The 22,957-nt window shown below is 67.7% G+C and carries 24 protein-coding genes and 1 pseudogene; 18 read left to right on the top strand and 7 right to left on the bottom strand.

Annotated features, from left to right (window positions below; genetic code table 11):
* Window positions 1-53 precede the first annotated feature (53 nt).
* Genes AC5Y7E_RS23740 through AC5Y7E_RS23675 form a run of 14 tightly spaced genes read left to right on the top strand, consistent with a single transcriptional unit; the run spans window position 54 to window position 11,544 of the window.
* Window positions 54-980, top strand: a complete 927-nt coding sequence (locus AC5Y7E_RS23740; protein ID WP_499950924.1) for a NifU-related iron-sulfur-binding protein — start codon at window positions 54-56, stop codon at window positions 978-980.
* Window positions 977-1,621 (top strand): DUF5947 family protein, encoded by a 645-nt coding sequence (locus tag AC5Y7E_RS23735; RefSeq protein WP_499950923.1) that lies wholly within the window; start codon window positions 977-979, stop codon window positions 1,619-1,621. The genes AC5Y7E_RS23740 and AC5Y7E_RS23735 overlap by 4 nt, the downstream gene beginning before the upstream one ends.
* Window positions 1,618-2,274 carry a DUF6084 family protein gene (locus tag AC5Y7E_RS23730; protein WP_499950922.1) on the top strand — a complete coding sequence of 219 codons (657 nt, stop codon included), beginning with the start codon at window positions 1,618-1,620 and terminating at the stop codon, window positions 2,272-2,274. The genes AC5Y7E_RS23735 and AC5Y7E_RS23730 overlap by 4 nt, the downstream gene beginning before the upstream one ends.
* Window positions 2,271-3,602, top strand: a complete 1,332-nt coding sequence (locus AC5Y7E_RS23725) for a hypothetical protein (RefSeq protein ID WP_499950921.1) — start codon at window positions 2,271-2,273, stop codon at window positions 3,600-3,602. Before AC5Y7E_RS23730 ends, AC5Y7E_RS23725 begins: the two co-directional genes overlap by 4 nt.
* Window positions 3,603-3,614: 12 nt before the next feature.
* Window positions 3,615-3,734: a DUF6893 family small protein gene (locus AC5Y7E_RS23720; RefSeq protein WP_499919218.1), complete on the top strand. Its 120-nt coding sequence runs from the start codon at window positions 3,615-3,617 to the stop codon at window positions 3,732-3,734.
* 17 nt (window positions 3,735-3,751) lie between these two features.
* Complete coding sequence (locus AC5Y7E_RS23715; RefSeq protein ID WP_499950920.1) at window positions 3,752-4,246, top strand: hydrogenase maturation protease; 495 nt, start codon at window positions 3,752-3,754, stop codon at window positions 4,244-4,246.
* 3 nt (window positions 4,247-4,249) lie between these two features.
* Complete coding sequence (locus AC5Y7E_RS23710; RefSeq protein ID WP_499950919.1) at window positions 4,250-4,516, top strand: HypC/HybG/HupF family hydrogenase formation chaperone; 267 nt, start codon at window positions 4,250-4,252, stop codon at window positions 4,514-4,516.
* A 1-nt stretch (window position 4,517) separates the two neighbouring features.
* Complete coding sequence (hypF, locus tag AC5Y7E_RS23705) at window positions 4,518-6,875, top strand: carbamoyltransferase HypF (protein WP_499950918.1); 2,358 nt, start codon at window positions 4,518-4,520, stop codon at window positions 6,873-6,875.
* Window positions 6,872-7,591, top strand: coding sequence for a HypC/HybG/HupF family hydrogenase formation chaperone (locus AC5Y7E_RS23700; protein ID WP_499919209.1), 720 nt, complete (start codon window positions 6,872-6,874; stop codon window positions 7,589-7,591). The genes hypF and AC5Y7E_RS23700 overlap by 4 nt, the downstream gene beginning before the upstream one ends.
* Window positions 7,588-8,262 (top strand): D-sedoheptulose-7-phosphate isomerase, encoded by a 675-nt coding sequence (locus AC5Y7E_RS23695; protein WP_499950917.1) that lies wholly within the window; start codon window positions 7,588-7,590, stop codon window positions 8,260-8,262. The genes AC5Y7E_RS23700 and AC5Y7E_RS23695 overlap by 4 nt, the downstream gene beginning before the upstream one ends.
* Complete coding sequence (gene hypE / locus AC5Y7E_RS23690) at window positions 8,262-9,374, top strand: hydrogenase expression/formation protein HypE (RefSeq protein WP_499950926.1); 1,113 nt, start codon at window positions 8,262-8,264, stop codon at window positions 9,372-9,374. Before AC5Y7E_RS23695 ends, hypE begins: the two co-directional genes overlap by 1 nt.
* Window positions 9,375-9,385: 11 nt before the next feature.
* Window positions 9,386-9,658 carry a HypC/HybG/HupF family hydrogenase formation chaperone gene (locus tag AC5Y7E_RS23685; protein WP_499919202.1) on the top strand — a complete coding sequence of 91 codons (273 nt, stop codon included), beginning with the start codon at window positions 9,386-9,388 and terminating at the stop codon, window positions 9,656-9,658.
* Between the two features lie 12 nt (window positions 9,659-9,670).
* Window positions 9,671-10,801 (top strand): hydrogenase formation protein HypD, encoded by a 1,131-nt coding sequence (gene hypD, locus AC5Y7E_RS23680; RefSeq protein WP_499950916.1) that lies wholly within the window; start codon window positions 9,671-9,673, stop codon window positions 10,799-10,801.
* On the top strand, window positions 10,798-11,544 hold the full coding sequence (locus tag AC5Y7E_RS23675) for a DUF6390 family protein (RefSeq protein ID WP_499950915.1): 747 nt from the start codon (window positions 10,798-10,800) through the stop codon (window positions 11,542-11,544). Before hypD ends, AC5Y7E_RS23675 begins: the two co-directional genes overlap by 4 nt.
* Before the next feature lie 148 nt (window positions 11,545-11,692).
* Here the strand turns inward: AC5Y7E_RS23675 and AC5Y7E_RS23670 are convergent.
* From AC5Y7E_RS23670 to sigJ, 3 genes and pseudogenes are all read right to left on the bottom strand, one after another.
* Window positions 11,693-12,400, bottom strand: a pseudogene (locus tag AC5Y7E_RS23670) (oxygenase MpaB family protein); the annotation flags it as partial.
* A gap of 592 nt (window positions 12,401-12,992) precedes the next feature.
* On the bottom strand, window positions 12,993-13,412 hold the full coding sequence (locus AC5Y7E_RS23665; RefSeq protein ID WP_499950914.1) for a hypothetical protein: 420 nt from the start codon (window positions 13,410-13,412) through the stop codon (window positions 12,993-12,995).
* A 60-nt stretch (window positions 13,413-13,472) separates the two neighbouring features.
* Entirely contained in the window at window positions 13,473-14,429 is a 957-nt protein-coding gene (gene sigJ, locus AC5Y7E_RS23660; protein WP_499950913.1) for an RNA polymerase sigma factor SigJ, read from the bottom strand.
* A gap of 485 nt (window positions 14,430-14,914) precedes the next feature.
* Here sigJ and AC5Y7E_RS23655 point away from each other — a divergent pair, with 485 nt between their 5' ends.
* The 4 genes from AC5Y7E_RS23655 (at window position 14,915) to AC5Y7E_RS23640 (ending at window position 18,657) form a co-directional block, all read left to right on the top strand.
* A complete protein-coding gene (locus AC5Y7E_RS23655; RefSeq protein ID WP_499950912.1) occupies window positions 14,915-15,709 on the top strand; it encodes an NAD-dependent epimerase/dehydratase family protein in 795 nt (264 codons plus the stop codon).
* Window positions 15,710-15,939: 230 nt separating this feature from the next.
* Window positions 15,940-17,061, top strand: a complete 1,122-nt coding sequence (locus AC5Y7E_RS23650) for an alkaline phosphatase family protein (RefSeq protein ID WP_499950910.1) — start codon at window positions 15,940-15,942, stop codon at window positions 17,059-17,061.
* Window positions 17,062-17,139: 78 nt separating this feature from the next.
* Window positions 17,140-17,598 carry a hypothetical protein gene (locus tag AC5Y7E_RS23645; protein ID WP_499950909.1) on the top strand — a complete coding sequence of 153 codons (459 nt, stop codon included), beginning with the start codon at window positions 17,140-17,142 and terminating at the stop codon, window positions 17,596-17,598.
* Window positions 17,599-17,706: 108 nt separating this feature from the next.
* Window positions 17,707-18,657: a PPE family protein gene (locus AC5Y7E_RS23640; protein WP_499919189.1), complete on the top strand. Its 951-nt coding sequence runs from the start codon at window positions 17,707-17,709 to the stop codon at window positions 18,655-18,657.
* On the opposite strand, the gene AC5Y7E_RS23635 is transcribed toward AC5Y7E_RS23640, so the two are convergent.
* Genes AC5Y7E_RS23635 through AC5Y7E_RS23620 form a run of 4 tightly spaced genes read right to left on the bottom strand, consistent with a single transcriptional unit; the run spans window position 18,654 to window position 22,957 of the window.
* Entirely contained in the window at window positions 18,654-19,433 is a 780-nt protein-coding gene (locus AC5Y7E_RS23635) for a 3-oxoacyl-ACP reductase (protein ID WP_499919187.1), read from the bottom strand. The two genes, AC5Y7E_RS23640 and AC5Y7E_RS23635, sit on opposite strands and share 4 nt — an antisense overlap.
* 3 nt (window positions 19,434-19,436) lie before the next feature.
* Entirely contained in the window at window positions 19,437-20,801 is a 1,365-nt protein-coding gene (locus AC5Y7E_RS23630) for an aldehyde dehydrogenase family protein (protein WP_499919186.1), read from the bottom strand.
* A gap of 1 nt (window position 20,802) precedes the next feature.
* Window positions 20,803-21,597 carry a gamma-glutamyl-gamma-aminobutyrate hydrolase family protein gene (locus AC5Y7E_RS23625; protein WP_499919813.1) on the bottom strand — a complete coding sequence of 265 codons (795 nt, stop codon included), beginning with the start codon at window positions 21,595-21,597 and terminating at the stop codon, window positions 20,803-20,805.
* Complete coding sequence (locus AC5Y7E_RS23620; RefSeq protein WP_499919184.1) at window positions 21,563-22,957, bottom strand: glutamine synthetase family protein; 1,395 nt, start codon at window positions 22,955-22,957, stop codon at window positions 21,563-21,565. Before AC5Y7E_RS23620 ends, AC5Y7E_RS23625 begins: the two co-directional genes overlap by 35 nt.

Genomic DNA, 22,957 nt, shown 5'->3' with positions numbered 1-22,957 from the left:
CGCAAGCGCGGCGAAGCCGGGCGCTGCGGGTCGGCACCATTAAGGAGTGACGCATGGCGGATCGCCCGGAGAAGTCCGCGAACGACACGCGGTGGCGTGAAGCGGGCGATCGGATCCAGACGCTGCTCGATTCGTGCGCGGCAGGTGGGACCGCCGCGTATGACCGTTCGCAGCAACTGGTTCGAGAGGTAGTCGGGCTGTACGGTGCCGGGCTGGAACGGATCGTGCGGATGGCCGGCGATCCCGCGCCGGAAGGGGGGCTGGTCGAGCGGCTGGCCACCGACGACCTGGTGGCCAGCCTGCTCCTGGTGCACGGTCTGCATCCGCACGACGTACACCGCAGGGTGTCCGCCGCGCTGGACCGGGTGCGGCCCTACCTGGGTTCGCACGGCGGCGACGTCGACCTGCTCGAGGTCGTTCCGGGTGACCGCCCGCAAGATCTCACCGTGCGGCTGGCCTTCAAGGGCAGCTGCAAGAGCTGTCCGTCCTCGGCGGTGACGCTGGAGCTGGCCGTGCAGGATGCGGTCCGCGCGGCCGCGCCGGAGATCTCCTCGATCGAGGTGGTGACCGCCGAGACCGCACCGGCGAATGTCATTCCCGCCGAATCGCTTCTGACGCGCCTGCATTCCAATGGCCAGGGGCCGACCGCCTGGTACCCAGCGCCCGAACTCGCCCAGTTGGCATCCGGTGAAGTGGCGGGATTCGTGGTCGACGGGGTCACAGTGCTGGCCTGCCGTGTCGGTGACCAGACCTTCGCCTACCGGGATCACTGCCCGGTGTGTGACGACTCGCTGGCGGGTTCGAAACTGCAGGGTCGAACGCTGCGCTGCCCGCGCTGTGAAACGGATTTCGATGTGGTCGGTGCGGGAGCCGGTGTGGCAGATGCGTCGGGCGATCACCTGGACCCGATTCCGCTGTTGACGCGCGACGGAGTGCTGTCCGTGGCGCTGCGCCGCGAAGCGACGGGGGCTCCAGCATGACCAACGCCTATGACGTGTTGGCCCGCATCCGCAGCGACCGGCGCGCCCCAGAGCCGGCGGGCGAGCGCTGCGAGATGTGCGCGGAGTCGATCGCCGACGAACATCAGCACGTGGTCAATGTGGCCGGCCGCCAACTGATGTGCGTCTGCCGAGCCTGCTATCTGCTGTTCACCGACACCGAAGCCGACCTGCGTTACCGCGCGGTACCGGATCGGTATCTGTCGTTTCCCGACTTCGCGCTCGACCGCCTGGTGTGGGAGGCGTTGCAGATCCCCGTCGGGGTCGCCTTCTTCTTCACCAACTCCGCCCTCGCGCGCACCGTCGCCTTTTACCCGGGGCCGGCCGGGGCATGCGAATCCGAGCTGGACATGGAGGTCTGGGACACCATCCGCGGCGCCGACCCGCGGGTGAGCCTGCTGGCCGACGACGTGGAGGCGCTGCTGGTTCGAGTCGCCGACAGCGCCCAGGATGGCGAATTACCGCAGCCACAAACGTATCTGGTGCCCATCGATGCCTGCTACGAATTCGTCGGACGCCTGCGCATGGTGTGGCGCGGCTTCGACGGCGGTCAGCAGGCCCGCGAATTCATCGATGGCTTCTTCGACGGGCTCGCCGCCCGCGCCACAGCGACACCGCGATGAACGACACGCCGATGAACGTGAGCTTCGCGGTCCTGGACGTGACCGCCGAACCCTATACCGTCAGCCCGGTCCTCACCGCCCGCGTCGGCGTCACCGCCAGCGGCGACGAACCGGTGCACGCCATCGCCCTGCGCTGCCAGGTCCGGATCGAGCCGCTGCGCCGTTCCTATTCCGACGACGAAGCGGCCGGACTGTTGGACTTGTTCGGCGGCCGCGAACGCTGGGCCAGCACCCAACGGACCTTCCTGTGGCAGCATTGCGCCACGATGGTGCCGGGCTTCACCGGTCACACGACCGCGACCCTGCCCCTGGAATGCACCTACGACTTCGAGGTGGCCGCCGCCAAATATTTGCACGCGCTGCGCGACGGTGCGGTTCCACTGCAGTTCCTGTTCAGCGGAACGATTTTCGTCAACGCCGAGCGCGGATTCTCGGTGCAGCAGGTCTCGTGGGACTGCGAGGACAACTACGCGATGCCGGTCGCGGTCTGGCGCGACCTGGTCGCCCAGCACTATCCCAACACCGGATGGATTCGGCTGAGCCACGAGACCATCGCGCAGCTGGCCGGTTACAAGTCCGCCCACGGGATGCTCGACTTCGACCACGCGGTCACCTCGTTGCTGGACGTCACCGATCGTGAGGTGACGCGATGACATCGAGCTGGGATCGCGCTCGCGCCGTCGCCGACGCGGTGCTCTACGAAGGCTATCTGCTCTACCCGTACCGGGGGACGTCGAGCAAGAACCAATCACGCTGGCAATTCGGCGTTGTGGGGCCCCCGGGCGCCGCCGAATCCGGCCTGGGCGAAGACGACGCCATCGCCGCGGATTTCCTGGTCGACGACGCCCGGGCGCTGACGCTGGTGGTGCGGTTCCTGCAGTTGCAGCACCGGCGGGCCGAACAAGCCACCGGTACAGGCGATTTCGTACCCGTCGACGAACTGCGGACCCCGGCCGGCTCGTGGCTGACCTGGGACGAAGCCGTGGAACGCGAGATCTCCTTCGGCCCCCTCGCGTTCGACGATCAACCCTTGGCGCTGCCCTTGACGGCCGGCGCGGCAACCGACGTCGAAGCGGTGGACGGCGGCCGCCTGGTTCGCGAACGCCACGAGATACGCGGCCTATTGACCGTCACCAGCGAGCCCGACGGTGGCCTACGACGGGTCTCGGTGCGGGTGGCCAACATCGGTGCACCCGCACGCGACAAAGGCGACGCGATCGCGCGTTCCATGATCGGTACCCACCTCCTCGCCGAAGTGGTTGGCGGCCGGTTCATCTCACTGCTCGAGCCGCCACCGTCCGCAGCCGAGGCGGCGTCCCGGTGCGGCCGGCATCGCTGCTTCCCGGTGCTCGCGGGCGCGCCGGGCACCGACGACATGCTGCTGATCTCACCGATCATCCTCTACGACCACCCCGAGATCGCCGAACAGAGCGACACCGCCCTGTACGACTGCACGGAGATCGACGAGATCCTCACCCTGCGCGTGATGACCATGACCGATGAGGAGAAGGCGCAGGCCCGGGCGACCGACCCGCGCGCCGCGCGCATCATCGACGAATGCGACGCCATGTCGCCCGAGGCCATGTCGCGATTGCACGGGGTGCTGCGCGATCCGCACTCGCTCAACGTCCCCGCCGGCCTGGTACCCGAGATCCCCGAGGGCGTGGATTGGTGGAATCCATTGGCCGACAACGCCGTCCGTCCGGAGGTCGACGCGGTGCTGGTGAACGGGATCCGGATAGCACGAGGCAGCAGGGTCCGGTTGCGCCCACGGCGCAACGCCGACGCCCAGGACATCTTCGTCGCCGGCAAGATCGCCCGCGTCACGTCGGTGCACGAGGACGTCGAAGGCAACAAGCACGTCGGCGTCGTCGTCGACGAGGACCCGGCCGCGGACCTGCACGACTGGTATGGCCGCTATTTGTACTTCTCCCCCGACGAAGTCGAACCGCTGCAAACTCAGCACAGCACAAACCCCTGAAGGGAGTTCACTATGGAAGTCCTCGGTTGGATCTTCATCGCCATCGTCGCGCTGGTGGCAGCGATCGGGCTGGCGCTCGGCGCGATATCGGTTCCGGACGCCCGACGTTATCTCAAGTTGAGGCGGATGTAACCGACGCGAGTGCCACTATGACGACGCGCATCCTGGTAGCCGGGATCGGCAATATCTTCCTGGGCGACGACGGGTTCGGCTCGGAAGTCGTTCGCAATGCCGACCTGCCCCAGGACGATCCGACGGTCCAGGTCATCGACTACGGAATCCGGGGCATGCACCTCGCGTATGACCTGCTCGAAGAGTGGGACACGCTGGTCCTGGTCGACGCCGTGCCGAGCCGGGGCCATCCCGGCACGCTGCACGTCTTTCAGGCCGACCCCGAGTCGCCGTCCGGGCCCGACGGCCTTGACGGGCACAGCATGGACCCGGCCGCGGTCTTCGCCAGCCTGCGAGCGTTGGGCGGCCGGCCGCCCTACACCGTGGTGGTCGGCTGCGAGGCGGGCAGCGTCCAGGAGGGCATCGGCCTCACCGAACCGGTCGCGCAGGCCGTCCCCCGGGCGGCGCGGGCGGTGGAAGAGATCGTCGCGGCGTTGCAGGCCGCGCCGTCGGCGGCCGAAAAGGGGTGCTGAGCCATGTGTTTGGGCATACCCGGACAGGTCATCGAAATGCTGGACGGTTTCGAGGGACAGCTCGCGCTCGTCGACGTCGCCGGTGAACAGCGCAAGGTCAACGTCGGCATGTTGCCGGAAGAGACGTTCGCGCCCGGCGACTGGGTGATCATCCACATGGGCTTCGTCGTCGAGAAGACCGACCAGGCCGGGGCCGAACGGGCCATGGCGGGCCTGGAACTGATGGGCCGCGGCCGCACGGACCTGACACCGCACCCGGGAGCCGGTTGAGATGACCGATACCCCACTGCTGTTGCGTCACGGCACCGCTTACACTCGGCAGCGCGTCACGGTGACCGGCGTGGTGCAGGGGGTCGGCTTCCGTCCGTTCGTGCACCGGATCGCGACCGAACTGGGTCTGGCCGGATTCGTCGGTAATGACTCGGGTGCGGTGTTTCTCGAGGTGCAGGGCCGGCCCGCCGCGCTGAAGGAATTCACCCGCCGGCTGCGTGCGGAGGCCCCGCCCTTGGCACGGATCACCGACGTGCGCGTCGCCGGCGTCGCCGCCGACCCCGCGTGCCGGCCCGAATTCCGGATCGTGCCAAGCCAATCGGCCACCGGCGCGACCAGCCCGATCCCACCCGACATCGCGGTGTGCGACGACTGCATCGCCGAACTGTTCGATCCGCTCGACCGGCGCTACCGGCATCCGTTCGTGACATGCACCAACTGCGGGCCTCGGTTCACCATCATCAGACAACTTCCGTACGACCGGCCGGCCACCACGATGTGGGGGTTCGCCATGTGTGCGCGCTGCGCCGCCGAATATCACGATCCGGCGGATCGGCGATTCCACGCGCAGCCGATTGCCTGCCGGGACTGCGGGCCGAGCCTCTGCTTCGCATCGCCGGCCGGCCGGGTGAGCGGGGCGGACGCGGCGCTGGCCGCGACGCAGGTCGCGCTGGCATCAGGTGCCGTGGTGGCCATCAAGGGCGTCGGCGGCTACCACCTGGCCTGCGCGGTCGACGACGAGGCGGCGGTGGACGCATTGCGCGCGCGGAAAGCGCGTGGCGCCAAGCCGTTCGCCATGCTGGTGCGCGATCTCGACGTGGCGCGACGTTACGCCCACGTCGACGACGCCGAGGCCGCGGTGCTGTCCAGTCCGGCCCGCCCGATCGTGTTACTGCGGCGGCGCGCCGGCGCTCCGGTCGCCGCGGCGGTCGCGCCCGGCAGCCCGCTGCTCGGGCTGATGCTGCCGTACTCCCCCCTCCATCACCTGCTGCTGGCGCCGGTCCCCGGGGCTTGCGGGCCTGCACCCGATGCGCTGGTGCTGACCAGTGCCAACCGCTCCGATGAACCCATCTGCTTCACCGACGACGATGCCGCACAACGGCTTCCGGCGCTGTGCGACGCCGTGCTCGATCATGACCGCCCGATCCACGTGCCGTGTGACGACTCGGTGGTGCGCGTCGTCCACGACGAGGGCGGGGCCACCGAGCTGCCGATCCGCCGGTCCCGCGGCTACGCGCCGCTGCCGATCGACTTGAAGCTCCAGGCCCCCGCCGTGCTGGCCGTGGGCGGCGAACTGAAGAACACCTTCTGCCTCACCGACGGCCGCCGGGCCTACCTGTCCGGCCACATCGGCGACATGGCAACCTGGGAGACGCTGCGCGCGTTCGAGCGGGCGGTGAGCCAGCTCAGCGAAATCCGCGGCCGGCCAGTGCGGTTGGCCGCCGACCTGCATCCGGGCTATCACACCCGAAACTGGGCCGAGCGTCAGGCGGACGAACGCCCGCTGGATCTGGTCCAGCACCACCACGCCCACGTGGTGTCGCTGCTGGCCGAACACGGGCGCCTCGGCGAACCCATCGTCGGGGTCTCCTTCGACGGCACCGGCTACGGAAGCGACGAAACGATCTGGGGCGGTGAGATTCTCACCCTCGACACCCGAAGCCATCGTTTCGTCCGGGCCGGACACCTGGCGGCGGTACCGCTGCCGGGTGGGGACGCGGCGGTGCGTAACCCCTGGCGGATGGCGCTGGCCCAGTTGTGGATGGCCGGCGTCGACTGGACCCCCGGCCTGGCGCCGGTGGCGGCCGCCACCGGCGACGAATTGCAGCTGATCCGTTCGCAATTGGAGACAGGGGCGGGTTGCGTGCCGTGTTCGAGCATGGGCCGGCTGTTCGACGCGGTCGCGTCCCTGCTCGGGGTGCGGCACCGCATCGACTACGAGGGGCAGGCCGCGATCGAGCTCGAGGCGCTGGCGGCCGGTCAAACGGGCACACAGCCGGTGTTGCCGCTCGTCGTGCGCCCCGACGGGGTGATCGATCCGGCCCCGATGGTGCGGGCCATGGTCGCGGCCCTGCGCGCCGGGACCTCATCGCCGGTGCTCGCCGCGGCGTTTCACCGGGCCGTCGCCGCCGCGGTCGCCGAGGCCGTCGCCCTGGTGGCGGGCGGCACCACGCTGGTGGGTCTCACCGGCGGGGTGTTTCAGAACGTCCTGTTGCTGGGTGCGTGCCGTGCACTGCTGCGGCACAACGGCTTTGAGGTTCTTACTCATCACATCGTGCCGCCGAATGACGGGGGGCTGGCCCTGGGCCAGGCCGCGGTCGCGGTGCTGACCGCAATGGAGGAGGCGTCGGCGCGATGATCACCACCGCCATCGATCGCGGGCTGAGTTCCGAACTGGCCGAAGAGCTCGCCGCCACCGCTCTGACCCTGGCCAAGCGATTCGCCGCGGGCGCCACGATGTGGTCCATCGCGCCATCGTGGGAACCCCACGCGCTGCACATCGCGGTCGAATTCGTCCATCCGGTCATCATGGGCAAGCGGGCCCTGCCGGCCGTCGCGCTGACCGGGCCCAATCTGGTTGACCTGGTGCGGGTATCGGTTCGGCCCGGCGACATCGTGGTCGCGATCGCCGGAGCGGACAATGCGGAGGTCCGCTCGGTGATGCGACGCGGCCCGGCCTGGGGCGCCACCACCATCTGGATCGGCAGCGGCGCGCCGCCCGCGGCGGGCGCGGCGGATCACGTGCTGTGGCTGGATGATCCCGACCCGCGCGTGCCCGCCACCGGTGGCTTCGTGCTGTTCTACCACCTGTTGTGGGAGCTGACCCATGTGTGTTTCGAGCATTCCGGGTTGCTCAAGCCCGACGACGACAACGGGGCGTGTGTCACGTGCAGCGACGAGGGCCGACCGGGCGAGGTCGTGAGCGCGCCGGTCGACGGCGAGGCAAGGGTACGCACGGCGCGGGGACTCGAAGACGTGGTCACCACACTGGTCGATCCCGTCGCGCCCGGCGATCTGGTGCTGGTGCACGCCGGCACGGCGATCGGCCGCATCGACGAGGAGGACGTTTCATGAGCCCCACCGACGAACCCACCAACTTCCTGTATCCGTTCATCGACGCCGAAGAGGACGACGCCTCCGCGCTGCTCGCCGACCTGGCCGCGTCCGCGCAGGCCAAGGCGTCCGAAAGCGTGGCGCTGCGGCGCGCCACGCTGGAAGCCAACGCCGGCCTGCTGAAGTCGGCCGCCGCCGAGGTGGCGCGCCGATTCGCCGCCGGCGGAAGGATGTTCACCTTCGGCAACGGCGGCAGTTGCACCGACTGCACCACGCTGGCGCGATTGTTCGCGCGGCCACCGCTCGGCAAGCCGCTTCCGGCGTGGTCGCTGACAGCCGATCAGGCGATCCTGACCGCACTGGGCAACGACGTCGGTTTCGAGTTGGTGTTCGCGCGGCAGCTGATCGCCCGCGCGAGGGACGGCGACATCGCGATCGCTCTTTCGACCAGTGGCAATTCGCCCAACCTGTTGACCGCGCTGGCCGAGGCGCGCAACCGCGGCCTGTACACCATCGGGTTTTCCGGCTACGACGGCGGCGCGTTCGTGGACAACCCGAACGTGGACGCCTGCTTCGTCGTTCGTTCGCAGAGCGTGCACCGGATCCAGGAATCGCAGGCGCTGCTGGGGTATCAGTTGTGGCTGGCGGTTCACGAATGTCTGGGCGGCGACCAAGGTTTGGGGGCGGCATGATGAACAGGCCGGCGGGTGACTACCTTTCGTCGGGACCGCGGTTCGGCGAAGGCGACGTGATCGAGCGGATCGAGTCGTTCCGCCGGCGTCGCCCCCGACTCCTCGACGACCATGTGACGCTGGCGCACGGGGCGGGCGGCAAGGCGTCGGCGGCGCTGGTGGACGCGGTTTTCGTGGAGGCGTTCCGCAATCCGTTGCTCGAATCGCTGGGCGACGGCGCCGTTTTGGCCCTGCCCAGCGGCGAGCGGGTGGCGATGTCGACGGATTCTTTTGTGGTGCAGCCCCGCCGGTTTCCCGGCGGGTCCATCGGCGAACTGGCCGTCAACGGCACCTGCAACGACCTGGCGGTGGCCGGTGCCGTGCCGTCCTGGATCTCGGCGGCGTTCGTGCTCGAAGAGGGTTTCCCCATCGCGGAATTGAGGGAGATCGTCGCCGACATGGCCGCCGCGGCCGCGGCGGCCGGCGTGCAAATCGTCACCGGCGACACCAAGGTGGTACCCAAGGGCGCGGCCGACGGACTGTTCATCACCACCGCCGGAACCGGCGTCATCCCGGCGGGCCGCACACTGTCGGCACAGTCGGTGCGGGCCGGGGACAAGGTGCTGCTGTCGGGGTCGATGGGCGATCACGGCATGGCGGTGATGCTCGCGCGGGGCGACCTGGCCATCGAGGCCGACATCGCCTCCGACACCGCGTCGGTCAGCCCGTTGGTGGAGTCGTTGCTGGCGGCCGCCCCGTCCACCCGATGGATGCGTGACGCGACGCGGGGCGGCGTGGGGACGGTGTGCAATGAGCTGGCCCAGGCCTGCGGCCTCGGGGTGCTGCTCGACGAGGAGCGACTTCCGGTGGCGCCCATGGTCAATGGCGCCTGCGAATTGCTGGGCATCGACCCACTTTACGTCGCCAACGAGGGCAAATTCGTGGCCGTCGTCGCGCCGGAGGAGGCCGAGGCCGGGCTGGCCGCGTTGCGGTCGCAGCCGCTGGGCGCCGACGCGGCCGAGGTCGGGCAAATCGTCACCGAACCCGCCGAGAGCGTGGTGCTGCGCACCGGGTTCGGCGGCACCCGCATCGTCGACATGCTCGTCGGCGATCCGTTGCCGCGGATCTGCTAGGAGGTAATCAGATGTGTCTGGGAATTCCGGGCCGGATCGTGGAGATCACCGATCCCGCCAACTGTTTGGCCAAGGTCGACGTCAGTGGCGTGCAGCGGGCGATCAGTGTCCGGCTGCTGGAGAACGACATGCCCGCACCGGACGACTGGGTGCTGGTGCACGTCGGGTTCGCGATGGCCAAGATCGACGAGACCGAGGCGCTGCTGACCCTGGCCGCCATCAAGAAACTCGGTGACGCCTACGCCACCGAAATGCAGGCCTTCGATTCTTCGGCCATCGTTTAACGAGGAGCGGCAATGAAATTCGTTGACGAATTCCGCGACCCGGCTGCGGCGCGCAAGCTGCTGACGGCCATCGAGCACCTGGCCGGGACAGGCGGTGAGGAGTTCAAGTTCATGGAGGTGTGCGGCGGGCACACGCACACCATCTACCGGCACGGTATCGAACACCTGCTGCCCGACAACGTCGAACTGGTGCACGGCCCGGGCTGCCCGGTCTGCGTGATCCCGATGGGCCGCATCGACGACGCGATGTGGCTGGCCGGCCAGCACGACGTGATCTTCACCTGTTTCGGGGACATGATGCGCGTGCCCGGCTCGCACGGCAGCCTGCTGGATGCCAAGGCCCGCGGGGCCGACGTGCGATTCGTCTACTCGCCACTGGACGCGCTGAAGATCGCGGTCGACCATCCCGACAAGCAAATCGTGTTCTTCGCCATCGGTTTCGAGACCACCGCCCCGTCGACCGCGGTGACGCTCGTGCGGGCGCGCGAGTTGGGCCTGCCCAATTTCAGCGTCTTCTGCAACCATGTCACGATCGTGCCGCCGATCAGGGCCATCCTGGAGTCGCCGGACCTGCGGCTGTCGGGGTTCATCGGCCCCGGCCACGTGTCCACCGTGGTGGGCAACCGGCCCTACCGGTTCGTTCCCGAGGTGTATCGAAAGCCATTGGTGGTGGCCGGTTTCGAGCCGCTGGACATGCTGGCCTCGGTCGCGATGCTGCTGCGCCAGATCCGCGAGGGCCGCTGCGAGGTGGAGAACCAGTACAAGCGCGTGGTGCCCGAGCATGGCAACCCGGCGGCGCTGGCGCTGATGGGCAAGGTGTTCGCGCTGCGTCCGCACTTCGAATGGCGCGGGCTCGGCTTCATCTCCCAAAGCGCGCTGCGGCTGCACGACGATTTCGCCGAGTTCGACGCCGAGTTGCGGTTCGCCATGCCCGGCGTGCGGGTCGCCGACCCGAAGGCCTGCCAGTGCGGCGAGGTGCTCAAGGGGGTGCTCAAGCCCTGGGAATGCAAGGTCTTCGGCACGGCATGCACACCGGAGACCCCGATCGGGACGTGCATGGTCTCGCCGGAGGGGGCTTGCGCGGCGTACTACAACTTCGGCCGCATGCACCGCGACGCCGTCAAGCTGGTGGGGCGCACTTGACCCCTGACCAGGGCGCAGAGATGTTCGCCCGCTACGCCTATGCGCCCAACGCGCTCGGCTATTGCGGTCCGCCGTTGGGGGCCACCCTGCGCGACGGTTCGGTCGCCGAGGTGCGCAGGGCGACAACGAAATTCTCCGGCGCGTGGCCGTATCTGCGGGTGCTGTCAAAGCTCACCGGCATCGCCGACCCGCTGGATTATCGTCTGGTCGAGGCGTATTGGCTCGGCGGCGGCGTCGCCGCCGACCTCGACCCCCGGGAGTTCGTTGCCGCGCTGCTCGCGATCATCGGCCCACAGGCGGGCCACTACTGGGCGCACCTCACCGCGGATCTGGCGTGCGAGGCCGCCGGCAACCACTGCTTCCACGTGTTCGGGGTGTATCCGTGGACGCGGTTCTTAGGCGGCGGAGGCCGCAAAATCAATGTCGAGCAGCCGCTTAACGTCCTCGACAACTGCCGGATCACCTCCGGCACAGTGCTTTCCCGCGACGGCGACCGCGTCGAGGTATTGTGCCGAAGGCTCGCGTGGGACGGTCGGGCCCTCACCCTGTCGGCGCCGTCGGCGCGCGTCCTCGAAGTGTGGGCCGACGGGTACAGCGCGGTGCCCGACGTGGCCGCCGGTGATGTGGTGGCGATGCACTGGGGCCGGTTGTGCGGGCGGCTGTCGCCGGCGCAGGTTCGCGCGCTCAGGGACAGCACCGATCGGCAGCTGCTGGTGACCGGCCGGCGACTGGCGCGCGTCTGAGGCGATCGGCGTCTAGGTCGCCAGATAGGCCGTGATCAATCGACGCGCTCCCGGCCATGGTTACGTCGTCACCACTTGGAGATTGCCGGAACACAATGCCGCAGAGGGGATTCCCCGCCCCCCAAATCGCCTTATGTTTTCAGTACGTTTAGCGAGCCAGCTTTTCCACCGGGGCAAACGTCGCTTCGCCACCTTCGAGGTGCATACGCAGCCATCGCTCGCGGGCCGCGCGACGGCGCCGATCGATCAGCGTTGCGGCGCCGGGAATGTGCAGTCGCGCCGTTTCGCGGAGGTAGTTGGGTACAAAGGCGGCGAACGGGGCATATCGCCACAGACCGGGATCTGGAAGGCCGGCGGCCCGATACACGCCTCGGGGCACGTAACACCATGCCTGTCCCAATTTCAGTCTGTAGTACAGCTCGCCTCTCAGTTTGTGCAGCGCATTGCCGTCGTCAGCAGGGCGATAGTTGTTCATGAACGACTGGGTGAGGCAAACAAAGTCCCCGCTGTCCTCGCTGGCGCTCGACAACGCGATCAGCAGCTGGGCACGGAAGCCATCCGTGATGGTAGCGGGATACCATTCCGGGTCCACACCCATGAGGTAGCCGATGTAGCGCCATAGGTGCATCCACGCGAGGATGTCGTCGTCGCTGGGGCGGTAGCCAAACCGTTTGAATGCCTGCCCTGGGTAAAAAGAGGCGGATTGCAGTGTGGCGAATGAGTCGGCCTGGCTCAGCGGCATACCGAGCCGCGCCCGATCCCATTCCGGATGCGGCAACAGTCGGTTGCGAATGATGGAATGCAGCAGACGAACCATGACCGCTGAGCGACGGCCGATCCCACCGGGTCGCAGAGCGGCGGGCTCTGACGTATCGGTCCAGAAGCGGCTGGTCTCGAGAAAACGACCAAACGCCGTGCCGCCGGTGTAAGCGCCAGCACGAGAGGCTTAGCCACCGTCGGGTTCCGGTATCCGGTGAAGGTGATCATGCCAAAGAAGTCGTAGAGGCCAATACCGTATTGGCGAAACACCTGCGCGCCGTGTTCCACCAGGGCCCAGTCCAGCCAATCCGGTTCGGTGTCAATCTGTTTGAACAATGCAGTCAACTCGACTGGCGCGTCAGTAACGCTTTCAATGCCGGACGTGAGGGCCGTCTCAACCATCGAACGAGACTGGCTACGTCGGCGTCCGGTGAACATGGCGTCGATGTAGGCGTCGCCCAGTTCGTCACCCTGGTTCATCGACCTTCCGTAGTTATCGACTATGTCGTCGGAGAGCGATAGTTCGGTACCTGCGGCGCGTTCCAGGTAGCGTTTGAGCGCACGACCTCCCTTGCTTTCGACGTTGCGCAGGTAGGAGAACGCCGCGGGCGGTGGGGGCCGGTTGTCGACTTGACTCATTACGCGATTCCTTTCCGATGCCGAAGAGACGGGCTCTTGAGTTACGCCAATTAGGACCGCTGCACGCGCTCGGGGACGGGTATGAGCAGCGCGAAGGAAGCTGCGAGGACGGCCGCGAGCGTGACGACGTTGAGCATCGCGTCGCGCGCAGTGAACATGTGCAACATGGTCACGTGGTAGGCGGTGTGCAAAAGATTGAACGTGATCCATGCACCGCCGGTGACGCGTCGCAGAGTGGTGTTGGTGATATGGACGATGGTCAGCACGCTGAGCAATGTGAGCGCGAGATACATCGCGCCGATGTCCTTGCAGAAATGCTCGTTGAACGGTCCAAACGGCGGTAGCCAGCGCAGGCCCATGCCGGGGAAGTTGTTATACCAGTGGCACGGCGCGAAATACGCCCAGAATCCGGCGATACCTCCGGTAGCCGCGAGAAAAACTAGAAGGCCACGGTGCAGTGCTGTGCTCACATCCATAACGACGCGACGGCCACCGCAGATGTGATGTCCTTTCGCCGAATGTGCTGTTCGTCATGTTTCCGGTTGGTCCACTTGCCAGCGCAGCAACTTTGCGGGGTTGACTACAACCCATACCTGCTTGATCAGACCATCGCGGATGCCGAACGCCGCCACCGCGATGATCGAGCCGTGCAGCGAGACGGCCAGCCCCGGTTCCCCGTTCACGTTGCGCACCGATAGGTCGAATTGTGGTTGCCTGCGGAAGAGACCGAACAGCAAGCGGGCAACCTTGTCCGCGCCGATGACAGGACGCAAGGCCGCGCGCACACGCCCACCACCGTCAAAAGCCGCTGTCACCTGGGGATCAAGGATCGAGATGAGCGTATTGACATCGCCGTGCTCAAAGGCAGCCTTGAACTGGTTCACCGCAGTACTGAGGTTTCGCGCATCGGTGGGGACCGGCCGCGATGATTCGACACGACGCCGCGCCGAGTTGGCGAGCTGTCGGCAGGCCACTTCTGAGCGTCCGACGATCTCGCTGATCTCGCCGAACGAATAACGGAAGACGTCGTGAAGGACGAAGGAGACTCGCTCGGCCGGGGTCATCGACTCCAGAATGATGAGAACGGCCATCGCGACTGACTCGTCGAGGGTCACGCGGTCGGCCGGATCCATTGGTAGAGAGTTGGATTCCGTGTGGGCGCGCGTGGATATCGGTTCAGGGATCCAGGGCCCGATATAGTGTTCGCGGCGTCGACGCGCAGATCGCAATATGTCGATACAGAGCCGGCTAGCTACCCGTACACACCACGCGGCAGGTGTCTTGATGTTTTGCCGCTCTGTCGGCAAGAGGCTGTACCAGCGTACGTAGGTTTCCTGCGCGACATCCTCGGCGTCGGCCATCGACCCGAGCATGCGGTACGCAAGGTTGATCAACATGTCGTACTCGGCAAGGTTCTCCGCCGCGTTAAGCGCCTTGCCGAACTCGGAGGGTTGATTGCGCCAACACGAGTCTTCGTCGCCTATCAACTAGCCCACCGCCACGGAAGCGAACTGGCCTTGTCGACCGTCAAGGGCGATGTTGCCGATTTGCCCGTCACTGATCGAACACATTTCTATTCACGTACCTATGACGCCGCAGCGCTCGACATTGTGACGCACCAGGGGTTGGAGCGTCATGCACCGCCACTATCGATACTCGCTTTCGAACGGAGGGCTCAAGCCAACCTCACATCGGACCGGCCTACTTCGTCATCAGTCGCGAGAGTCTTTCTGAGCGACCCGAAATGACAACGACATCTGGCCACGGCTAGGGATCATCGACAGCGGGCGCGATTTGAACCCATGGAAGGAGCAGCCGTTTTGAAGGTCTTCATCGCCGGTGCCGCGAGCGTTGTAGGGCTTCCGCTAGTTCGCGAGTGCGTCGCGGCCGGCCACGATGTGGTTGGTCTTACCCGGTCAGTGGAAAGTCGAAGCTCATCGAGAAGGCCGGTGCACGATCAATCGTTGCCGACGTGGCGGATCATCCCAAAATGGTTGCGGTGCTGAAGGAAGTGGAGCCCGACGCAGTCGTATCACTGCTGATGACATTGCCTGACGGGGGTGTCAGGAAATTAAGTGATTTTGACTCGACCCGGCAACTGTGGAAGTCGATGACCGCATCGTTGTTGCCCGCGGCTCAGAGTGCCGGCGTCAAGCGCTTCGTCACCGAGTCAATGATCTTCGCCTACGGGTACGGCCGCAACGGTGACCGACAGCTGACCGAGGACGACCCCAACTCTGGGCCACCACCGCTGGGCAAAGCAGGTCAGCCATTCATCGATGAATGGCGGGACATGGAACGCCGCGTTCTGGAATCGGGCCAGACGACGGCTACCGAGGGAATCGTTCTGCGCTACGGCGTTTTTCACGGTCCCGAGGTTCCGCACGCCCAAATGATGGCCGAGATGGTGAAGCGATGGGCGATGCCCGTACCTACTGGAAAAGCGCTCTTCTCGTGGGTGGAGATCGGAGATGCGGCGAGCGCCACACTAGCCGCACTAACCCGGGGACGCGGTGGACAAATCTACAACATCGTCGACGACGAGCCGCTCAGCTTCCGCAGGTACATGAACGACCTGGCCGCTACGATCAACCGCCCGAAACCGCTCGCCGTACCGAGATGGCTGATCAAGCCGTTCGCGCCCTACGCCGCAGTAACATTCGGCTACATTCAGTTAGCCGTATCCAATGCGAAGGCCAAACGCGAGCTGAACTGGCTACCGCGTTATACCAATCACCAGGCCGTGTTTGAAGATCAGTACCGATGAGTCCGCCCCGAAAAGGTGCGGCCCCTGCATTGTGCCGTGAAACGGTTGAGGGAGTCATGACACATGGACCCCCCGCGGCAAGCGGTTTGAGAACCTGCACCTGGCCACGTTGGCGAAGCGCGCGTCGATCTCGCCCATCGTCGGCTGCAGCAGCGACGACGTACCGTCCAACAACACGTGGCACGGTCTGGCCCACACTTCCCCCCAGAACCTCGTGCCAGACTGGCCCGGTGCCCGGTTCCCTGTGCGACGTGCTGCCCGCCGCGGCCGCCCTGCTCGAGATCGAGGATGCCGTCGACAAGTTGGCGGTGGCGGGCTGGGTAGGCGCCCGCGTCGACCGGGTCCTGGTCATGCTGGTGGACGGGCTGGGCTGGCACCTGCTGCCCCAGCTTGCCGGCGGCGCGCCGCTGCTGGCGTCCGTGCTGGGCGGCGCCACCGGGCGGCTGACCCAGCTGGACTGCACATTCCCCTCGACCACGCCGACCAGCCTGGTGTCGTTGTGCACCGGCGCGCTGCCCGGCGAGCACGGCATCCTCGGTTTCACGCTGAGGGTGCCCGGCACCGACCGGGTGCTCACCCACGTCCGGTGGCGTGACGACCCGCCCCCCGCCCTGTGGCAGCCGGTGCCGACCTGGTTCGAACGGCTCAAGAACGCCGGCGTGAGCGCGCGCGCCGTGCTGCCGGCGGTGTTCATCGGCAGCGGACTCACCGAGGCCGCGTACCGGGGCGCCGAATTGCATCCGGCCACCCCCACCGACGACTACGCGCGGCTGCTGGCCGACGAGCTGCGCGCGGCGCCCGGGCTGGTGTACGGCTACACCGCGGACCTCGACACCGCCGCCCATATCTTCGGTATCGGCTCTGACCAGTGGCACACCGCGGCGGCGAACGTCGATGCGCTGCTGTCCCGCCTGCTCGACGCGCTGCCCGCGAACACCGCGGTGCTGGTGACCGCCGATCACGGGGGCATCAACGTCCCACCCGAGGCCCGCGTTGACCTCGACACCGACCCCAGGCTGGCCGACGGGATCCGGGTGGTGGCCGGCGAGGCCCGGGTCCGGTATCTGCACACCGAGCCGGGCGCCGCCGGCGACGTGCAGGCCGTGTGGAGCGAGCTGCTGGACGGACGCGCCACCGTGTACAGCCGCGAGCAGGCCGTGGCCTCCGGCATGTTCGGGCCGGTCACCGCGCGACACGCCGAGCGGCTCGGCGACGTGGTGGTGGTTTGTTCCGGCGACACCGCGGTGCTGGCCAGCGCGCATGAGCCTCCGGAAATGTCTCGCCTGATCGGCTTCCACGGTGGGGCCACGGCCGCGGAGATGACGATTCCGCTCATCGCCTTTCGCGCGTAGAACACACAACTGACTCGGATCGAGCTCACAGCTCGCTGGGACCGTTCACCGATTTCGGCGCGGTACATTCGGTGCACTGTGGCTTTCCGGGGTGTCGGTGAAACTCGGCGATGGCAGCGTGTCATCGCCGTTGCCGCGGCTCTGGGAGTGTTCATCGCCCTGGCCACGGGGTCCGCGCTGCGACAGAGTGCCGCGGCGGCGGCACCGCCGGAGCCGACGGCTTGGTCGGCGTCAACCGTCGACGCGCACGCCGGACCCATGCCCGGCCGCCTTGCCGCCCTCAGCCGGCCCGCCTCGACCGTTTCGCTGCCTTCGGCGCCGGCGAACAAGACCAACAAGAAGCCGCTCGGCCGCGCGTGGATGACGAAAGAGCGACCGCTCACCTGGAACCGCTTGTCGGCGCAATCCTTGCTGACGCCGGTGCCATTGTCGTTCACCCCGATCGTGTTCGCCCCCGGCGGCGCCCGATCCCGCGCACCTGCGGCCATTGCGTTCGACCGAGACATCTTGACCGAGGTCTGCGTCGCCCGCCGCTGATCGTTGCGCCCACGCCCAGCGGCTCGTAACCCTCATGGCTATCTCGTGAAAGAAGACCCTCATGTTTTCGGGCAGCACCGACACCGCCACAGGCAGGCGGAGGCCGTAATGGATTTCGCGACGTTACCTCCGGAGACCAGCTCCGGGCTGATGTATTCCGGCCCCGGCGCCGGATCGATGATGCGCGCCGCCGCGGCGTGGGAAGCGTTGGCGGCGCGGCTGTTCAGCGCGGCGGCCGACTGCCGGGCGGTGACGGCACGGCTGGGGAGCGGCGCCGAGGGCGCGGCACTCACCCAAGCCGCGACCCGCTACTCGGACTGGCTCGATGCCGTCGCAGGCCGAAGTGAGCGCGCGGCCACCGGGCTCGAGGCGGCGGCCCGCGCGCATCGGTCGGCCGTCACAGCGACCGTGCCGCCACCGGCGATCGCCGGCAACCGCACGCAACGAAGGTCGCTGGTGTCGACGAATTGTCTGGGCCACCAGAGCGCGGCGATCGCGAACGTCGACGCCGAGTACGACGCGATGTGGGTGCAGAACGCCCACGCCATGCGCGCCTACGCGAGGTCCGCGGCGCGCGCCGTGACCCTGGCTCCCTTCCCCGCTCCGCCCGGCAATGTTCATTTGACGAAACGCAATTGGGCTCTCCGGTCGGCGCCGGACGTCACATCGGCGGGCCGCGAAGTGATGTCGGTGATACCTGGGGCGCTGCGCGGCCTGTCGTCGTCACCGCTGACAACGTTCGCAGCGTCGCTGGCCGCGGTCACCCCGACGCTGTCGAAGCTGAATTCACTGACCGCGCCGTCGGACTTCGCGATCGGTCACCTCAATGCGATGAACAAAACGGCGGCGCTGCACTCGCTGTTCCCAAAGCCGGCCGCCACCAGCGTGGTCAGCGCCGGCCTGGGCCGGGCAACGCCGGTCGGTGGGCTGTCGGTGCCGCGGACTTGGACAACCGCGGCTCCCGCGCGGCAGCGGCTGCGCGGGGCCTGGGTCGGCGAGCCCATCCACCTGGTCAGCGAGCCGCCCGGCACCCAAGCGGCCGACACGTACGGAGGTTAAAGCGGGGTGACGTAGGCCGCGCTGATGCCGCCGTCGACCATGAACGTCGACGCGGTGATGAATGACGCGTCATCGCTCGCCAAAAACGCCACCGCGGAAGCGATTTCGCCGGGGTCGGCGAAGCGGCCGACCGGGACGTGCACCAGCCGGCGGGCGGCCCGCTCGGGATCCTTGGCGAAAAGCTCCTGCAGCAGCGGGGTGTTGACCGGGCCGGGGCACAGCGCGTTGACCCGGACGCCCTGCCGGGCGAACTGCACGCCCAGCTCGCGCGACATCGCCAGCACCCCACCCTTGGAGGCGGTGTAGGAGATCTGCGACGTCGCCGACCCCAGCACGGCCACGAACGACGCCGTGTTGATGATCGAGCCTTTCCGCGCGGGAACCATGTGCCGCAACGCCGCCCGGCAGCACAGGTACACCGACTTCAGGTTGACGTCCTGGACGCGTTGCCACGCCGGCAGTTCGGTGTTCTCGATGAGGTCGTCGTCGGGCGGTGAGATGCCGGCGTTGTTGAACGCGATGTCGATGCGCCCGTGGGCCCGCGCCGCGGCATCGAACAGCGCATCGACCGCGGCCTCGTCGGAAACATCGGTGGGCACGAACAGGCCGGACAGTTCGTCGGCCGCCGCGCCGCCGGCGTCACCGTCGATGTCGCCGACGACGATCGTGGCGCCCTCGGCATGCATCCGCCGCGCCGCGGCCAGCCCGATACCTCCGCCGGCGCCGGTCACGACGGCCACGCGGCCCGCCAATCGTTCAGTGAGATCGACCGCCACCGCCTACTCCTCTTCGATCGCGATGAACACGTTCTTGGTCTCGGTGAAATTCAGCGGCGCATCCGGTCCCAGCTCGCGGCCCAGCCCCGACTGCTTGAACCCGCCGAACGGCGTGTTGTAGCGAACGGACGAGTGCGAATTCACCGATAGATTCCCGGATTCGATCGCCCGGGAAACGCGCAGCGCGCGAGACAGGTCGTCGGTCCAGATCGATCCGGACAGCCCGTAGCTGGTGTCGTTGGCCAGGGCGACGGCGTCGTGCTCGTCGTCGAAGGGCAGCACCGTGACGACCGGGCCGAAGATCTCGTCGGTGACGCAACGGTCGGTGCGCTGCGGCGTCAAAACGGTTGGCGGGAACCAGAACCCACGTCCGGCCGGCGCGGTGCCGCGAAACGCGACCGGGGCGTCGTCGGGCACATAGGACGCCACCTTGTCCCGGTGAGCGGCCGACACCAGCGGCCCCATCTCGGTGTCCCGGGACGCCGGGTCGCCGACCACGACGCTGGTGACGGCGGGCTCGAGCAGCTCCATGAACCGGTCATAGACGCTGCGCTGCACCAGGATTCGGCTGCGGGCGCAGCAGTCCTGGCCCGCATTGTCGAACACCCCGGCCGGTGCCGTCGCGGCGGCGCGCTCGAGGTCGCAGTCGGCGAACACGATGTTGGCGCTCTTGCCGCCCAGTTCCAGGGTCACCCGCTTCACCTGGGCGGCCGCACCGGCCATCACCGTCTTGCCGACGCCGGTGGAACCGGTGAACACGATCTTGCGGATGTCGGGGTGGGTCACGAACCGCTGCCCCACCACCGGGCCCCGCCCCGGCAGCACCTGCAGCAGGTCCGCGTCGAGCCCGGCCTGCGCCGCCAGCTCACCGAGCCGGATCGTGGTCAGCGGCGTGGCCTCCGCGGGTTTGATCAGCACGGCGTTGCCCGCGGCCAGTGCGGGTGCGAAGCCCCACGATGCGATGGGCATCGGAAAGTTCCACGGGGTGATCACACCGACCACGCCCATCGGTTCGTTGAACGTGACGTCCAGGCCACCAGCCACGGGAATCTGCTTGCCGGACAAGCGTTCCGGGCTCGCCGCGTAGAAGTTCAACACGTCGCGGACGTGACCGGCTTCCCATTCAGCTGCCGCGATGGGGTGCCCCGAGTTGGCGACTTCGAGTGCCGCCAGCTCGCCGAGATGGGTGTCGACGGCGGCGGCGAAGGCCCGCAATCCGGCGGCCCGCTCGGCCGGCGACAACCGCGCCCACCGCCGCTGGGCCGCCCGCGCCCGCCCGACCGCGTCGTCGACCGCGGCGACGTCGGCGTGCTCGACCGAGCGCAGCACCTCCTCGGTCGCCGGGTTGATCAGCTGCGTCGCGGTCAACTCAGCTCACGCGTCCCGCGTACGACCGGGCGGCGTCGACGATGGCTGCGAACAACCGCAGATCCTCCAGCGACTGTTCCGGATGCCATTGCACCGCAAGCACAAACCGGTCCCCGGGCAGCTCCAGCGCCTCGACGACGCCGTCGGCGTCCCGCGCGCTGACCACCAGGCCGTCGCCCACCCGGTCGACGGCCTGATGGTGATAGCTCGGCGCATCGGCGGATTCCCCGATCAGCGCGGCCAGCCGGGTGCCCGCGACGGTGCGCACCGGCAGCCTGTTGAACACCCCATTGCCCGCCCGATGCCCGCTGTGCCCCAGGACGTCGGGCAGGTGCTGATGCAGGGTGCCGCCCAGCGCGACGTTGAGCACCTGTGCCCCGCGGCAGACTCCCAGCACCGGCAGGCCCCGGCGCAGCGCGCCCCCCAACAACGCGAATTCCCATGCGTCGCGGTCGGTGCGGGGCTGGTCGGTGGTCGGGTGCGGTTGCTGACCGTAACTGGCGGGGTCGAGGTCATATCCCCCGGTGATCACCAGCGCATGCAGGCCGTCCAGTACGGAGTCGACGATCTCGTCGTCCACCGGCTGCGGGGGCAGCAACACCGCGATCCCGCCGGCCTGAACGACGCCTTCGAAGTAGTCGGCGGGCAGGAATCCGGCGCGGATATCCCAGATGCCCGTCTGCACCTGCTCCAGATACGTCGTCAGGCCGACCACCGGGCGCCGTGGCGATCGCAAGCGCGGCGCAGCCGGGCGCGGCGATCTAGAGGCGTTCAAACCCACGCATCCTCTCCCAATCGGTGACCGCCGCGTTGAACGCCGCCAATTCCACCCGGGCGTTGTTCAGGTAGTGGGCGACGACGTCGTCGCCGAACACGTCCCGAGCGAACGTCGAGCGCTCGAACGCCGAGACCGCCTCGGCCAGCGTGCCGGGCAGCCGCTCGACGCCGGGAGTCTGGTACGCATTTCCGGCGCAGGGGTCCGGTAGCTCCAGGCCCCGTTCGATACCGTACAGCCCGCCGGCGATCATCGCCGCCACCGCCAGATACGGGTTGACGTCGCCCCCGGGAACCCGGCACTCGACCCGGGTGCTGGGCCCATGACCGACCACCCGCAACGCGCAGGTGCGATTGTCCAGCCCCCACGCCAACGCGGTGGGCGCGAAACTGCCGTCGGCGAATCGCTTGTAGGAGTTGATGTTCGGCGCGTAGAACAGCGTGAGATCACCCAGGGTGGCCAGCAGGCCGGCCAGGAAACCGCAGAACGCCGGCGACATGCCGTGCGGGCGGCTGGGATCGGCGAACACCGCGCCGCCCTGCGAGTCACGCAGCGAGAGGTGAACGTGGCAGCTGTTCCCCTCTCGCTCATCGTATTTCGCCATGAACGTCAGGCTTTTGCCGTGCTGGTCGGCGATCTCCTTGGCGCCGTTCTTGTAGATCACGTGGTTGTCACAGGTGACCAGAGCGTCGGCGTAACGGAATCCGATTTCCTGCTGGCCCTTGTTGCATTCGCCCTTGACGGCTTCGAAGCGCAGGCCGGCGCCGATCATCCCCCGCCGGATGTCACGCAGCAGCGGCTCCATGCGCGACGACGCCGAGATCGCGTAGTCGATGTTGTAGTCGCTGGCCGGGGTCAGCCCGCGGTACCCGCTGGCCCACGCCTGCCGGTAGGGCTCGTCGAACACGATGAACTCGAGCTCGGTAGCGACGTCGGCGGCCAGGCCGCGTTCGGCCAGCCGGTCGACTTGGCGGCGCAGGATCGCCCGCGGCGACACCGTGACCGGACTGCCGTCGGCCCAGCCGACGTCGGCGATCACCAACGCCGTACCGGGCAGCCACGGGATGCGCCGCAGGGTGGACAGGTCGGGCGTCATGACCGTGTCGCCGTAACCGGTGTCCCAGCTCGAGATCGCGTAGCCGCCGACGGTGTTCATGTCGACGTCCACGGCGAGCAGATAGCCGCAGCACTCGGCGCCGTGTGCGGCCACATCGTCGATGAACAGCCGCGCGTCGATCCGCTTCCCGACCAGCCGGCCCTGCATGTCGGCGAACGCCACGATGACGGTGTCCACCTCGCCGGTGTCCACCAGTCGTTCGAGCGCCGTCAACGACAGCATCTGGGTCTTGGGATCGGTCACAGCACTGTCTTCACTGGCCAT

Source organism: Mycobacterium sp. NGS17 (assembly GCF_059813205.1).
The sequence above is the reverse complement of the archived record's forward strand: the minus strand, read 5'-3'. Positions and strand labels throughout refer to the sequence as shown.